The 14,233-nt window shown below is 67.8% G+C and carries 12 protein-coding genes; 10 read left to right on the plus strand and 2 right to left on the minus strand.

Features of this window, described 5'->3' with window-relative positions; genetic code table 11:
• From B4M62_RS03105 to B4M62_RS03135, 7 genes are all read left to right on the plus strand, one after another.
• The coding region (locus tag B4M62_RS03105) for a Holliday junction DNA helicase RuvB C-terminal domain-containing protein (RefSeq protein WP_290704997.1) at nt 1–426 on the plus strand (426 nt) is incomplete at its 5' end.
• A 22-nt stretch (nt 427–448) separates the two neighbouring features.
• Entirely contained in the window at nt 449–814 is a 366-nt protein-coding gene (gene yajC, locus B4M62_RS03110) for a preprotein translocase subunit YajC (protein ID WP_290705000.1), read from the plus strand.
• Between the two features lie 32 nt (nt 815–846).
• A complete protein-coding gene (secD, locus tag B4M62_RS03115; RefSeq protein WP_290705003.1) occupies nt 847–2,538 on the plus strand; it encodes a protein translocase subunit SecD in 1,692 nt (563 codons plus the stop codon).
• On the plus strand, nt 2,535–3,815 hold the full coding sequence (gene secF, locus B4M62_RS03120; protein ID WP_290705006.1) for a protein translocase subunit SecF: 1,281 nt from the start codon (nt 2,535–2,537) through the stop codon (nt 3,813–3,815). Before secD ends, secF begins: the two co-directional genes overlap by 4 nt.
• Nucleotides 3,816–3,824: 9 nt before the next feature.
• A complete protein-coding gene (locus B4M62_RS03125; RefSeq protein ID WP_290705009.1) occupies nt 3,825–5,519 on the plus strand; it encodes an ABC transporter substrate-binding protein in 1,695 nt (564 codons plus the stop codon).
• Nucleotides 5,516–6,058, plus strand: a complete 543-nt coding sequence (locus B4M62_RS03130; RefSeq protein ID WP_344716940.1) for an adenine phosphoribosyltransferase — start codon at nt 5,516–5,518, stop codon at nt 6,056–6,058. The genes B4M62_RS03125 and B4M62_RS03130 overlap by 4 nt, the downstream gene beginning before the upstream one ends.
• A 218-nt stretch (nt 6,059–6,276) precedes the next feature.
• On the plus strand, nt 6,277–8,499 hold the full coding sequence (locus tag B4M62_RS03135; protein WP_290705011.1) for a RelA/SpoT family protein: 2,223 nt from the start codon (nt 6,277–6,279) through the stop codon (nt 8,497–8,499).
• A gap of 31 nt (nt 8,500–8,530) precedes the next feature.
• Here the strand turns inward: B4M62_RS03135 and B4M62_RS03140 are convergent, their stop codons facing one another.
• Nucleotides 8,531–9,511, minus strand: coding sequence for a peptidylprolyl isomerase (locus B4M62_RS03140; RefSeq protein WP_290705014.1), 981 nt, complete (start codon nt 9,509–9,511; stop codon nt 8,531–8,533).
• Between the two features lie 124 nt (nt 9,512–9,635).
• On the opposite strand from B4M62_RS03140, the gene B4M62_RS03145 reads away from it, so the two are divergent.
• Together B4M62_RS03145 and hisS are read left to right on the plus strand one after the other, a co-directional pair.
• On the plus strand, nt 9,636–10,388 hold the full coding sequence (locus B4M62_RS03145) for an MBL fold metallo-hydrolase (protein WP_290705017.1): 753 nt from the start codon (nt 9,636–9,638) through the stop codon (nt 10,386–10,388).
• On the plus strand, nt 10,385–11,665 hold the full coding sequence (gene hisS, locus B4M62_RS03150) for a histidine--tRNA ligase (protein ID WP_290705020.1): 1,281 nt from the start codon (nt 10,385–10,387) through the stop codon (nt 11,663–11,665). The genes B4M62_RS03145 and hisS overlap by 4 nt, the downstream gene beginning before the upstream one ends.
• A 6-nt stretch (nt 11,666–11,671) precedes the next feature.
• Here the strand turns inward: hisS and ypfJ are convergent, their stop codons facing one another.
• Nucleotides 11,672–12,556, minus strand: coding sequence for a KPN_02809 family neutral zinc metallopeptidase (gene ypfJ, locus B4M62_RS03155; RefSeq protein ID WP_290705023.1), 885 nt, complete (start codon nt 12,554–12,556; stop codon nt 11,672–11,674).
• Between the two features lie 249 nt (nt 12,557–12,805).
• On the opposite strand from ypfJ, the gene aspS reads away from it, so the two are divergent.
• Nucleotides 12,806–14,233: aspartate--tRNA ligase (gene aspS, locus B4M62_RS03160; protein ID WP_290705026.1), on the plus strand; the 1,428-nt coding region annotated here is incomplete at its 3' end.

A 14,233-nucleotide genomic window follows, 5' to 3' on the forward strand; every position in this document is an offset into this window, starting at 1 on the left:
CGCGGCACGCCGCGCATCGCCAATCGCCTCCTGCGCCGCGTCCGCGACTATGCCGAGGTCCGCGGCACCGGGGAGGTCACGCTGCCCATCGCGCGGGCCGCGCTCACCGTCTATGACGTCGACGGCCGGGGCCTCGACCGGCTTGACCGGGCGGTGCTGTCCGCACTGGTCCAGGGTTTCGGTGGGGGGCCGGTCGGGGTGTCAACGCTGGCCGTCGCGGTCGGCGAGGAACCGGCCACCGTGGAGGAGGTGTGCGAGCCCTTCCTGGTGCGTGCCGGGCTCATTGCGCGAACCCCGCGCGGGCGCGTCGCGACGGCCGCGGCCTGGCATCATCTCGGCCTGGTCCCGCCGGCCGATGCACTAAGTGCGACCTGGGGCGTGCGTGGCCTCGGCGACGAACCCAACCTGTTCGACGAGGTCGACTAGCGCGTCTGGCAGACTGGTGGACATGGAATTCTTGATCCCGGCGATGCTGGTGTTGATGGGCGTGATGCTCTTCATGGGCACGCGCAAGCAGAAGAAGCAGATGGCCGAGATGCAGCAGATGCAGGCCTCGATCACCACCGGCACCCGCGTCCAGCTGATGTCCGGGCTGTTCGGCACCGTGCTCGACGCCAACGACGACTTCCTCGACCTGGAGATCGCTCCGGGCGTGGTGGGCCGGTGGAACAAGTTGGCCGTCCGCGGTGTGGTGCCCTCGGACGAGGCTGCCGACACCTATGTGGGCGCCGGTTTGGAGATCGCCGTCGACGACGATGACGCGGATGCCGTGGCAGACTCGGCGCAGTCCGACGACTCGGCCGACGATAAATAGCGATAAATAGCACCGCAGGAGATCAAACCACCGTGACCACACCGCGTCGTCCAGCGGCGAAGCGTTCCAGTTCGGCGCGGGAGACCCCGCCGTGGCAGCCGCTGCTCGCCTTTTCCGCCCTACTCGCCATCGTCTTCGGGTTGGTGTTCTTCGCCGGCGACCGGCAGGCTGAGCCCAAGCTTGGCATCGACCTCAAGGGTGGCACCCGAGTAACGCTGACCGCTCGCACGCCCGACGGAAAGCGGCCTGAGCGCGACCAGCTCGACAAGGCCAAGCAGATTATCCAGCAGCGCGTGGACGGGCTCGGCGTCGCGGGCTCGGAAGTCGTGGTCAGCGGTGACACCCTGGTCATCACCGTGCCGGGCGACGATGGCCGTCAGGCGCGAAACCTGGGTCAGACCGCGCGTCTCTACATCCGGCCGGTCGCCAAGGCGCCCAACGGCCAGGCGATGGTGATGGCGGCCAAGCCGTCCACCGGTGGCCAGGAGAAGCCGAACGGCGATGCGGCACCGGCGCCGACTCCGCAAGAGCAGCGCGACGCGATCGAGGAGCAGCGCAAGTTGCGGCAGGCGCCGAAGGGGGCGACGCCGCAGCAGATCGCCACGCTGCAGGCATACATGCCGAAGATGAACTGCGACCCGAAGGCCAACGACCCACTGCTGGGCAACGACGACCCGAACGCGTACCTGCTGGCGTGCAGCACCGACGGCAAAGAGGTCTATCTCCTCGAGCCGATGATCATCGACGGTCGCGACATCGGCCAGGCCGCGGCGAGCCTGTCACCGCAGACGAACCAGTGGACGGTCTCGCTGGACTTCAAGGGCGCCGCCCAGAAGCTGTGGCCGACCTACACCGCTGAGAACCGCGGCACCCAAACGGCGATGACGCTGGATTCGCGTGTCGTCTCGGCGCCCGCGATCCAGTCGACGATCACCGGTTCCACCGAGATCTCCGGCGGTCAGAACGGATTCACCGAGACTGAGGCCCGCGACCTGGCGAACGTGCTCAAGTACGGTTCGCTGCCGCTCTCGTTCGAGGCGTCCGATGCCGAGACCGTCTCGTCGACGCTCGGCCTGTCGGCGCTGCACGCGGGGCTGCTCGCCGGACTGGTCGGCCTGATCGCCGTGCTGCTCTACGCACTGGCCTACTACCGGATGCTCGGGGTTCTCACCTTTGCCTCGCTGCTGCTCGCCGGTGCGATGTCCTACGGATTGATCGTGCTGCTCGGCCGGTGGATCGGGTTCACCCTGGACCTGGCCGGCGTCGCCGGTTTCATCATCGGCATCGGCATGACCGCGGACTCCTTCGTCGTCTACTTCGAGCGCATCAAGGACGAGATGCGTGAGGGCAGATCGTTCCGATCGGCAGTCCCGCGCGGCTGGGCCAGTGCTCGGCGCACCGTGTGGACGGGCAACGCCGTCAGCCTGATCGCCGCCATCGTCATCTATGTTTTGGCGGTCGGGTCCGTGCGCGGTTTTGCGTTCACGCTGGGTCTCACCACGATTCTCGATGTCATGGTCGTGTTCATGGTCACCCATCCGCTCGTGGTCCTGGCGACGCGATCGAGGTTCCTGTCCAAGCCGTCGGTCAACGGTCTCGGTGCGGTCAGCGATGTCGCGCGCGAGCGGCGCGAAGCGGCCCGCGCAGTCGTCGGACTCCCGGCCGGCGCCGATGAGGCCGCCGGTGGCGAACCCGCCGCCACGGCACGAGGAGGTCAGCGATGAGTTTCAGCAGAGGCGGTCCCGGCAGCGACAGCGTCGACGGTTTGTCCAAGCGGGCGGTCGGTGACGGCGGCGATCCGCTGCCCGCCGGATTCCGGCTCGACAGTTCGCGGTCGGCGAGGTCCGACGAGGTGGACACGCTGGTGGCCGAGGCGGACTACCAGGCCGACGCCAATCGCTCCTTCCTGTCCCGGCTCTACACCGGTACCGGCGCTTTCGAGATCGTGGGCCACCGCAAGCGGTGGTACCTCGTCACCGGCGTGATCCTGGGGATCTGCCTGCTGTCGATGGTGGTGCGCGGTTTCACCTTCGGAATCGACTTCGAAGGAGGCACGCAGGTTTCCATTCCGGCGACGAGCGCCTCGGTGTCGGTGGACCGCGTCGAAAAGGTCTTCGCGCAAACCCTCGGCGGCGGACCGGAGACGGTGCAGTCCGCCGGCTCCGGCGCGGCGAAGACCATTCAGGTGCGCACCGAGCATTTGAACGAAGCGCAGGCCAGCCGCGTGATGGATGCTCTTGCGGCGGAATTTGCACCGGAGTTGACGCGCGCGGACGTGTCGTCGTCGGACGTCAGTTCGACCTGGGGTGCGGAAATCACACGCAAGATGGTGATCGCACTCATCGTCTTCTTGGTGATCGTGACGATCTACATCGCGATCCGGTTCGACAAGGAGATGGCGACGGCGTCGTTGGCCTCGCTGTTCTTCGACGTCATCGTGACGGCCGGCGTGTACTCGCTGGTCGGATTCGAGGTGAGTCCGGCGACGGTCATCGGGTTGCTGACGATCCTCGGGTTCTCCATCTACGACACCGTCGTGGTTTTCGACAAGGTCGAGGAGAACACCAGGTCGTTCATGAAGACCTACCGGCGCACCTATGCCGAGCAGGCGAATCTTGCGGTGAACCAGACGCTGATGCGGTCGATCAACACCACGGTGATCTCCGTGCTGCCGATCATCGCGCTGATGGTGGTGGCCGTGTGGATGCTCGGTGTCGGCACGTTGCAAGACCTGGCTCTCATCCAGCTCGTCGGAGTCGTCGTCGGTACGTTCTCCTCGGTCTTCCTCGCCACGCCGATGCTGGTGAGCCTCAAAGAACGCAACACCGAGATCGCGGCGCACACCAAGAAGGTCCTGACCCGGCGTACCCGACCGGGCGCCGGCGAACCGGTGCCGGCCGATCGCACCGGCGGGCGGCACGCGGCGGCCGGCGTCGGCTCCGGCGCCGGAGTGGAGACGGGCGCCGCGCGTCCCACCGGGAAGCGTCGGCGTTCGCGCTAGTCTCTCAGCGTGCGAAACAGAAAGCGCGGTCTGCGGACCGTCGGCCTCCTTGTCGGCTCGGCGGTCCTGGTGCTGCCACTTGTCGCGGGCTGCGGGACCGACAAGAATGCGCCAGTCTATTTCCGGACCGACGCGCGGCTGACCACCTACAACCCGGCGGGCGAAGCGGGCAACGCCGACGGCGTGGCCATGGCGTTTTCGCGCGTATTGGCCGGGTTCAGCTTGCTGGGGCCCCAGGGGCAGGTGATCTCCGACCGAGACACCGGAACGGTCGAGCTGGTTCCCGGACCGGTGCTGACGGTGAAGTACGCGTTCTCACCCCGGGCCGTCTACTCCGACGGGGTGAAGCGGACGTGCGATGACCTGGTCCTCGCGTGGGCCGCCCAGAGTGGGAGGTTCCGCGGTTTCACGCCGGCGACGACTGCGGGCTACCGGGATATCGAGGCCGTCGACTGTGAACCGGGGTCGGCAACCGCCACCGTCCGGTTCTACCGGGGTCGCGCCTACCGGGACTGGCGCGCCCTGTTCGGTGCGGGATCGATGGTGCCCGCCCACATCGTCGCCCGCGATGCGGGCATCGGTTCGGTCGTCGAGGCGGTCCGGGCACGCAAACCAGCGCCGATTGGCGCGGTCGCGAAGTCGTGGAACACCGGGTTTGCCCTGCCCACCGGGCGCCTCGACCCCGCCCGGTTCGTGTCGTCGGGGCCCTACCGGGCCGATTCCTTCGACCCGGCGGGCGGATTGCGCCTGGTTCGCAACGAGAAGTGGTGGGGTGAGCCGGCCGCGTTGCCGACGATCGTGGTGTACGGCCGCAACACCGATACCGCGGCGCGCGTGGCGCACGGCGGGTTCGACGTGACCGATTCAGCCGTGGGGATCGTGGCCGCGCCCGCGGGGAGTGAGCCACCGCGGCCGCGGGTCTCGCCGGCCGCCCGCTCGCTGTCGGTCGAGCAGCTGGTGCTGGCCCATCGCGGCGCCCTCGGCCCGGCGTCGGCCCGCCAGGCTTTCGGGGCCTGCGTGCCGCGGGACGAGTTGGCCCGGAGCAGCGGATATGGTTCGCAGCCGTGGAACCTGCACGTCCTGACACCGGCGAGCGATCTGGCCGACACGATCAACCCCCAGTTCGGCCAGCGGTTCGCCCGGCCCGATATCGCGTGGGCGCGAGAGTTGGCCGCGCAGCGCCCGGCAGGCCCGGATGGGGCGCCGGCACCACCGTTGAAGGTCCGCGTCGGCTACCTCGGACCGGACGCCCGTCACCAGGCGATGGTGGCCGCTATCGCGGCGTCGTGCCGCCAGGCCGGGATCGACGTTGTGGACGTCAACAGTCCCGACCTCACCGTGCGCGCGTTGGGCACAACCGCCGATGTGCTGCTGCTGAACTCGGGTGCGAGTTTCGCGGCCGCCGGCGCCGCCGATGTGGTCCGCGACTCGTACACGTTGTTTGCCGGCGACCCACTCAACATCGGGGACTTCCGCGACCCGCAGGCCACCGACAGCGTCAGCCGATTCTCGGTGACCATCGTGGCCGGCGACCAGCTTGCGCAGTCGCGGGCCATGGAGGCCGCGGCTTGGCGCGATCTCGCCGCGATCCCGCTCTTCGCGACTCCGCGCGAGCAGGTGTGGTCTGACGATCTCACCGGGCTGATCGCCGGTAGGGCCCGCACCGGTACTGGCTGGAACATGGATCGCTGGACGCGCTCGTGACGGTTCAGCGTGCGCGGGCCGCCATCGCCGACCTGACGCGTTCGGTGGCCGGCTTTCCGGCCCCCGGTGTGGTGTTCAAGGATTTGAGTCCGGTCCTAGCCGACGCTGCCGGGTTCGCCGCTGTGGTCGAAGCGCTGAGCGAGGGCTTTGATGTCGACGCCGTGGCCGGTATCGACGCCCGCGGCTTCCTACTCGGCGGTGCGATAGCCCACCGGCTCGGCGTCGGCGTGATTGCGGTGCGCAAGACTGGAAAGCTGCCGCCGCCGGTGTGGTCGTGCACCTATGACATGGAATATGGGACGGCGACGCTGGAGATCCCTGCCGATGCCCTCGATTTGCGGGGACGCCGGATTCTGATCGTCGACGATGTACTCGCGACGGGTGGCACGATGGCGGCCGCCGCGCGCCTGCTCGCCCGGGCGGGAGCCGAGGTCGTGGCGGTGGCGGCGGTGATGGAGCTCGACGGGCTCGACGGCCGCGGCGAGGTGGAACGGGCGCTGGCGACGCCGGTTCCGATTCGCGTGCTCGTCACCGGGTGAGGCGATCGATGCGTGACTAGACTTGAACAACCCGGCAGCTGCGGAGAGGAGTGCGCATGGACGAGTCGTCGACGACCGGACCCGCTCGTACCGTGGACGGTGCACCGCCACAGCCGGTGACGTCGCCGGACTCCGGTCCCACCATCGCCTCATCGCCGGACCCGGCTACGCCTCAGGCATCGGCGTCACGGCGGGTCCGCGCTCGGCTGGCTCGGCGGATGACGGCGACGCGCTCCTCTGTGCGGCCGGTGCTCGAGCCGTTGGCCACGCTGCACCGAGAGGTGTATCCCAAGGCCGATGTCACGCTGCTGCAGCGGGCCTACGACGTCGCTGAGGCGCAACACGAAGGCCAGTACCGCAAGTCCGGGGATTCCTACATCACCCATCCGCTGGCCGTGGCGACGATCCTGGCCGATCTGGGGATGGATACGACGACCCTGGTCGCCGCTCTACTCCATGACACCGTCGAGGACACCGGTTACTCGTTGCAACAGATCACCGACGACTTCGGTCCGGATGTGGCCCACCTCGTCGACGGCGTCACCAAGCTGGACAAGGTGTCGCTAGGCAACGCGGCGGAGGCCGAGACCATTCGCAAGATGATCATCGCGATGGCGCGTGATCCCCGCGTATTGGTGATCAAGGTGGCCGACCGGCTGCACAACATGCGCACGATGCGATTTCTCCCGCCGGAGAAGCAGGCGCGCAAGGCACGCGAGACACTTGAGGTCATCGCACCGTTGGCCCATCGCCTGGGCATGGCGACGGTCAAGTGGGAGCTCGAGGACCTCTCGTTCGCGATTCTGCACCCCAAGCGTTACGAGGAGATCGTGCGCCTGGTAGCCGATCGGGCGCCATCCCGCGACACCTACCTGGCCAAGGTGCGGGACGAGGTCAACGAGGCGCTGGCGGGTGCGCGACTGTCGGCGCTCGTCGAGGGGCGGCCCAAGCACTACTGGTCGATCTATCAGAAGATGATCGTGAAGGGCCGAGACTTCGATGACATCCACGATCTTGTCGGCATCCGGATCCTGTGCGACGACGTGCGCGACTGCTACGCGGCGGTGGGAGTCGTCCATTCGCTATGGCAACCGATGGCCGGGCGCTTCAAGGACTATATCGCCCAGCCGCGATACGGCGTGTACCAGTCGTTGCACACCACAGTCATCGGCCCGGAAGGCAAACCTCTGGAGGTGCAGATTCGCACCACGGATATGCACCGGACGGCCGAGTTCGGCATCGCGGCGCATTGGCGATACAAGGAGACCGGCTACCGGGGCGACCGCAAAGGGCACAAGCGGACCGAGCTCGCCGAAATCGACGATATGGCCTGGATGCGCCAGCTGCTCGATTGGCAGCGCGAGGCCGCCGACCCGGGTGAGTTCCTCGAGTCGCTTCGATACGACCTAGCCGTCAAGGAGATCTTCGTCTTCAGTCCAAAGGGCGACGTGTTCACGCTGCCGGCGGGCTCGACGCCGGTCGATTTCGCCTATGCCGTCCATACTGAGGTTGGTCATCGCTGCATCGGCGCCCGGGTCAACGGCCGACTGGTGGCGCTCGAGCGCAAGCTGGACAATGGCGAGGTCGTCGAGGTGTTCACCTCGAAGGCCCCCAACGCCGGGCCGTCCAAAGACTGGCAGAACTTCGCCGTCTCCCCGCGGGCGAAGAGCAAGATCCGGCAGTGGTTCGCCAAAGAGCGGCGGGAGGAGGCTCTCGACACCGGTAAAGATGCGATCGCCAAGGAGGTTCGGCGCGGTGGGCTGCCCTTGCAGCGCCTGCTGACCGGCGAGAACATGGCGGCAGTGGCTGCCGAGCTGCGCTATCCGGACGTGACGGCGCTCTACACGGCGGTCGGGGAGAATCAGGTGTCGGCCCACCGCGTCGTGAGCCGTCTGGTCGCCCAGCTCGGTGGGCTCGACAGTGCCGAGGAGGAACTTGCCGAGATCACCACACCGTCGACGATCCCGCCGCGCCGCCGGTCCGGCGGCGATCCCGGTGTGGTCGTCGAGGGTGTCGACAACGTGCTGATCAAGTTGGCCAAATGCTGCACGCCGGTCCCCGGCGACGAGATCTTGGGCTTTGTCACCAGGGGTGGCGGCGTGAGTGTGCACCGTTCCGATTGCTCGAACGCCGAGTCGTTGCGACAGCAGGACGAGCGGCTCATCCCGGTGGTGTGGGCGCCGTCGGATTCGTCGGTGTTCCTGGTCGCCATCCAAGTCGAGGCACTCGATCGGCACAGGTTGCTGTCAGATGTGACCAAGGCGCTGGCCGACGAGCGGCTCAACATCTTGTCGGCATCGGTGACGACGAACAACGACCGCGTGGCCGTCAGCCGGTTCACCTTTGAGATGGGTGATCCGACGCATCTGGGACACGTCCTCAACGTGGTGCGCAATATCGAGGGCGTGTATGACGTCTACCGGGTGACGTCAGCCGCGTAGGCCCACGTTGTGTGGGCCTACGCGCCGTCTCTCAGTCGATGGTGGCGCTTTTGATGGTGACCGGATCGTTCGGCTTGCCGTTGTCCTTGTTTCCGTCGGGTCCCGGGGTGGTCGGGATCTGGGAGATCGCGTCCAGTGTCTTCATCCCGCTTTCGTCGAGATGTCCGACGACCGCGAAGTCCGGGGTCAACTGTGAATCGGCCCACACGATGAAGAACTGGGCCGCGCCGGTGTTGGAGCGTCCCATCATCGCATTGTTCGAGTTGGCGATGGCGACTGTTCCCCGTGGGTAGACAACCGGGCCGGCACCCATCATCGGGTCCTGCGTGCCGGGCAGCTTCTTCAGACCGGTCGGCGCCTCGTCGGGACTCGTCCAGCCGGGGTTGCCCATGCCCGTGCCGGTCGGATCACCGCACTGGAGGACCTTGAGGCTTGCGCTGCGCGTCAGCCGGTGGCAGTCGGTGCCGTCGTAGTAACCGGTTCTGGCCAGCGATTCGATGGCGGCGGAGTTGCACGGCGCGGACTCGTGGTCGAGCGTGATCGGCAGGTCGCCGTGGTTGGTCGCCAGGTTCATCGGGGTGGTGGCACTGGCAAACCAGGACCCGGTCTTGATGTATCGGTGGGTGCCGGGGAACGGTAGGGGAACGTTGGATGCAGGCTGCGCCACGGTGCGGTCCTTGGACACGCCGGCCGCCAGCGTGTCCATGTACTTCTCCGCCTCGGCTCGGCGCTCGGCCGGCTGCTGTCCGATGATCTTGGCGCGATCCTTGACGGTGTCGGCCAGTGTGTTCTGCGGCTTGCCCCAGTCGCAGGTCACCGTGCCGATGAAGGTTTGTGCGAGCCAGACCGCCGTCGCGGCGACGACGAGGGTGATGACGGTCATGATGGAAATGACGATGTTGCGACTACGGCGCTGGCGGGCCCGCTCGGCCTCCAGTCGGGCTTCGAGCTTGCGCTTGGCGGCCAGACGGCGATCTTCGTTGCTGGTCACTTGGTCGTCGTTGCTGGTCACGTGCGGCAACTCTCCTCAAGGGGGTCGTAGGTCTCGTGCCATACTGCCAGTCCTGCGCGGGTTGCGCTGACACCGGGTGTCGGCCGCGTCGGCCTGCGCGGTGCGGTTCTGCGAGAATGGCGCCATGCTGACCACCGGATTTCCCGCGGGCATGTTTCAGACGAATTGCTACCTCGTCTCCGCTGACGCTGTGCCGGGCGGACCGGGTGGCGATGCGGTCATCATCGATCCGGGGCAGGACTCGGCGGATCAGGTCGACAAGCTGTGCGCCGAGTACCAACTCACCCCGGTGGCCGTCCTGCTGACCCACGGGCACCTCGACCACACCTGGAATGCGGCCGCAGTGTGCGAGCGCTACGGCATTCCCTGCTACATCCACCCGGCGGACCGGTCCATGCTGACCGACCCGGGTAAGGGGATGGGCCGGACGTTGGGCGCGGTGATCGGCGCCTTGAAGTTTCATGAACCGGACAAGGTCATCGAGTTCACCGATGGTGAGGACGTGGTCTTGGCCGGGCTGCGCTTCACGGTGGACCTGGCCCCCGGGCACACCCAGGGCTCGGTGCTGCTCGGTGTCGACCTGCCCGACGCGGATGGGGCCCCCGATCCGGGCGCCCCACCGGCGCGCGCCTGCTTCTCGGGCGACGTCCTGTTTCAGGGGTCGATCGGGCGGACCGACCTTCCCGGTGGCAATCACCAGCAGTTACTCGATTCCATCGCGGCCCGGCTGCTGCCGTTGCGGGACGACACGGTCGTGCTGCCGGGTCACGGCCCCCAGACGACGATCGGCACCGAGCGGGCGACCAATCCGTTCCTCGTCGATATCGGCGGTTCGGGCGAGCCGACGAACACCTCGAAAGGACGTTTCGGACTGTGAGCGAATTTCAGGCGCCGCGGGGCATTCCGGATTACTACCCGCCTCGATCGGCTGACTTCACCCGGGTCCGGGACACTCTTGCCGACGCGGCGTCGCTGGCGGGCTATGGACACATCGAGCTGCCCGTGTTCGAGGACACGGCATTGTTCGCCCGGGGAGTGGGCGAGTCCACCGATGTCGTGTCCAAGGAGATGTACACCTTCGCCGACCGGGGGGAGCGGAGTGTGACGCTGCGCCCGGAGGGGACCGCCGGGGTCATGCGCGCCGTGCTCCAGCATGGGCTGGATCGCGGCCAGCTGCCGGTGAAGCTGTGCTATTCCGGCCCCTTCTTCCGGTACGAGAAGCCGCAGGAGGGGCGTTATCGGCAGCTTCAACAAGTCGGCGTCGAGGCCATCGGCGTCGATGATCCGGCACTCGACGCCGAGGTGATCGCGATTGCCGACGAGGGCTACCGCCGGCTGGGACTGACCGGGTACCGGCTGGAGCTGTCGTCCCTGGGGACTGCGGCCGACCGGCCCGCATACCGGGCCCTGCTGACCGAGTACCTGTCCGGCCTCGCCCTCGATGAGGCCACGCGGACGCGCGCCGAAGTCAATCCACTGCGGATCCTCGACGACAAGCGCCCGGAGATCCGGGAGCTGACCGCCGATGCGCCGCTGCTCGTCGACCATCTCTCCGCGGCGTCGGCCGAGCACTTCGCGGCCGTCCGCGGTCACCTCGATCGCCTCGGCGTCGGGTATGAGCTCAATCCGCGCCTGGTGCGGGGGTTGGACTACTACACCAAGACCACCTTCGAGTTCGTCCACGACGGTCTCGGCGCCCAGTCGGGTATCGGCGGCGGCGGACGCTACGACGGGTTGATGCGTCAACTCGGTGGCAAACAGGACCTGTCGGGCATCGGGTTCGGCATCGGCGTCGACCGCACCGTCCTCGCCTTGCGCGCCGAGGGGGTGGCGCAGGACGAGCCGCCGCGCTGCCGCGTATTCGGTGTGCCGATGGGCGCCGCGGCGAAGGCGGAGTTAGTCGTCCTCGCCGCGCAGCTGCGCGCGCACGGGATCGCCGTGGATCTCGCTTACGGCGACCGGGGGATCAAGGGTGCCATGAAGGCCGCCGATCGGTCCGGCGCGGACTTCGCCCTCGTCGTGGGCGAGCGGGAACTGGAGCAACGCTGCGCCGAACTCAAGAATCTGCGGACCGGCAATCAGGAACAGGTGCCGCTGCCCAGCGTTGTCGAGGAGATTCGCCTGCTGGTCGGCGAGGCCGGCCAGCAGGCCTGACCCGGACTACAGGTCGTTGGTCGCGAAGGTGTCACACCGGCGCATATCGCCGGACTGGTAACCGATCGAGAACCAGCGCGACCGTTGCTCCGCCGAGCCGTGGGTCCACCCTTCCGGGTTGGAGTTCGAGCCCTGGATGGTGTCGTCGCCAATCGCCTTCGCCGTCTGGATGACCGAGGCGATTTGCTCCTTGGAGAGCGGCGCGAGCATCGCGTCGGGGCCCTTGTCGGCGTGGGCCGCCCACACGCCGGCCAAACAGTCCGCCTGCAACTCGACGCGCACCGAGCCGTTGTTGCCCATCCGGTTGCCCTTCTGCAGTGCGCCGGTCAGGTTTTGCACGTGGTGTCCGTACTCGTGGGCGACGACGTACATCTGCGCGAGCGGGCCGTTGCTGCCGCCCATCCGCTTGAGGGTGTCGAAGAACGACGGGTCGAAATAGGCGGTCCGGTCGGCCGGGCAGTAAAACGGGCCCATCGCCGAGCTGGCGGGCCCGCACGCCGTGTTGACCGCACCGGAGAAAATCTTGGTCTTCGGCGCCGTGTACCCCGGCAGCAGCTGCGGCCACACCGTGTTCAGGCTGTCGACGGTGCCGACGATGCGGCAAATCGAATCGGTGTTGGCCTTCTCGATCGTGCATTGCTGGATGTGCTGGGTAATCGCATCGTTCGCGCTATTGGCGTCGGGTGCCGGCGCATTCATGTCGCCCAGCAGGTTTCCTGGATTCACGCCGAGAAACAGTGCGATGAGGGTGACGACGAGGCCCAGGCCGCCGCCCATGGCGATCCGGCCGCCCCCGAGGTTTCCGCCCCCGAGGCCGCCCCCGAGGCCGCCGCCACGGCCTCCGCTGGAGACTGTCGTGGTGTCGAGCGGGCCGCTGCCTTGGAAAGTCATTGTGCTCCTGTCATCGCAATCAGTGAATTCCAGCATATTCGGGTCGGCCGCGCACAGCCGACATTTTCCGCAGTGATCGCGCAGGGCGATCGTGCAGGGCGATCGGGCGGGGCGATCGGGCGGGGACGGCGAGGCCGGTTTGGCCGCGGCGCGGCCCGGGACCGTAGACTCGGGCGTTGATCGGTGTAGACCACCACCACGTTGATCACCGCGACCTTGATCTCAACTGACCCGTTGGAGGGACATTCAGTGCTGCGCACGCATCTCGCAGGTTCGCTGCGCCGGGAGTCGGCCGGCCAGACCGTCACCGTTGCCGGCTGGGTGGCGCGACGCCGCGACCACGGCGGCGTGGTGTTCATCGACCTGCGCGACGCCTCGGGCCTGGTCCAGGTCGTCTTTCGCGACGAATCCGTCGCCGCCGCCGCCCACCGCTTGCGCGCCGAGTTCTGCGTCGCGGTCACCGGTGTCGTCGAGGTCCGCCCCGATGGCTCGGAGAACCCCAACCTCGCCTCGGGTGCGGTGGAGATCAGTGCGGCTGGACTCGAAGTACTCAACGAATCGGCACCGCTGCCGTTCCAGCTCGATGAACAGCCCGGCGAAGAAGTGCGGTTGCGCTACCGGTACCTCGACTTGCGCCGCGATGACCCGGCGGCAGCGATCCGGCTGCGCTCGCGCGCGAGCGCAGCGGCCCGTGCGGTGCTGGCCGGTCACGACTTCGTGGAGATCGAGACGCCGACGCTCACCCGGTCCACTCCCGAAGGTGCGCGCGACTTCCTGGTACCGGCGCGACTGCAGCCGGGCAGCTTCTACGCGCTGCCGCAAAGCCCGCAGTTGTTCAAACAACTCCTGATGGTCGCCGGGATGGAGCGGTACTACCAGATCGCGCGGTGCTACCGCGACGAGGACTTCCGGGCCGACCGACAGCCCGAGTTCACCCAGCTCGACATCGAGATGAGCTTCGTCGACGAGGACGACGTCATCGCCCTGGCCGAGGAAGTCCTCGTCGCGCTGTGGAAACTGATCGGCGTCGACGTGCGCACACCGATCCCGCGGATCACCTATGCCGAGGCAATGCGGCGCTACGGCACCGACAAGCCCGATCTGCGGTTCGAACTCGAACTCGCCGAGTGCACCGACTACTTCGCCGATACCCCGTTCCGCGTCTTCCAGGCGCCCTACGTCGGTGCGGTGGTGATGCCCGGTGGCGCCGCTCAGCCGCGCCGCACCCTCGATGCATGGCAGGAGTGGGCGAAACAGCGCGGAGCCAGGGGGTTGGCGTACGTCCTGGTTACCGAGGACGGCAGCCTCGGCGGCCCGGTTGCCAAGAACCTCTCCGAGCGTGAGCGGGCCGGCCTTGCCGCCCACGTGGGGGCGGTGCCCGGGGACTGCGTGTTCTTCGCCGCCGGACCGCCCCGGGCCCAGCGCGCGCTGCTGGGTGCGGCCCGAGTCGAGATCGCGACCCGACTGGGACTCATTCCGGCTCCCGGTGACGCGGTGGATCCGTCGACCGCCGACTGGGCGTTCACCTGGGTCGTCGACGCGCCACTGTTCGAGGCGGTCGACGATGCCGCCGCGGCCGGTGACGTGGCGGTGGGCTCGGGTGCGTGGACGGCGGTGCACCATGCGTTCACCTCGCCGAAGCCCGAGTCGCTCGACGCGCTCGACTCCGATCCGGGC

It is taken from the genome of Gordonia sp. UBA5067, from assembly GCF_002414845.1.
In the GTDB taxonomy this organism is placed as follows: Bacteria; Actinomycetota; Actinomycetes; order Mycobacteriales; family Mycobacteriaceae; genus Gordonia; species Gordonia defluvii.

Coding starts and splice junctions, on each gene's coding strand:
- ypfJ (WP_290705023.1), bottom strand. CDS start 12,556: ATGACTTTCCAAGGCAGCGGCCCGCTCGACACCACGACAGTCTCCAGC.
- secF (WP_290705006.1), top strand. CDS start 2,535: ATGAGTTTCAGCAGAGGCGGTCCCGGCAGCGACAGCGTCGACGGTTTG.
- B4M62_RS03135 (WP_290705011.1), top strand. CDS start 6,277: ATGACGGCGACGCGCTCCTCTGTGCGGCCGGTGCTCGAGCCGTTGGCC.
- yajC (WP_290705000.1), top strand. CDS start 449: ATGGAATTCTTGATCCCGGCGATGCTGGTGTTGATGGGCGTGATGCTC.
- B4M62_RS03145 (WP_290705017.1), top strand. CDS start 9,636: ATGCTGACCACCGGATTTCCCGCGGGCATGTTTCAGACGAATTGCTAC.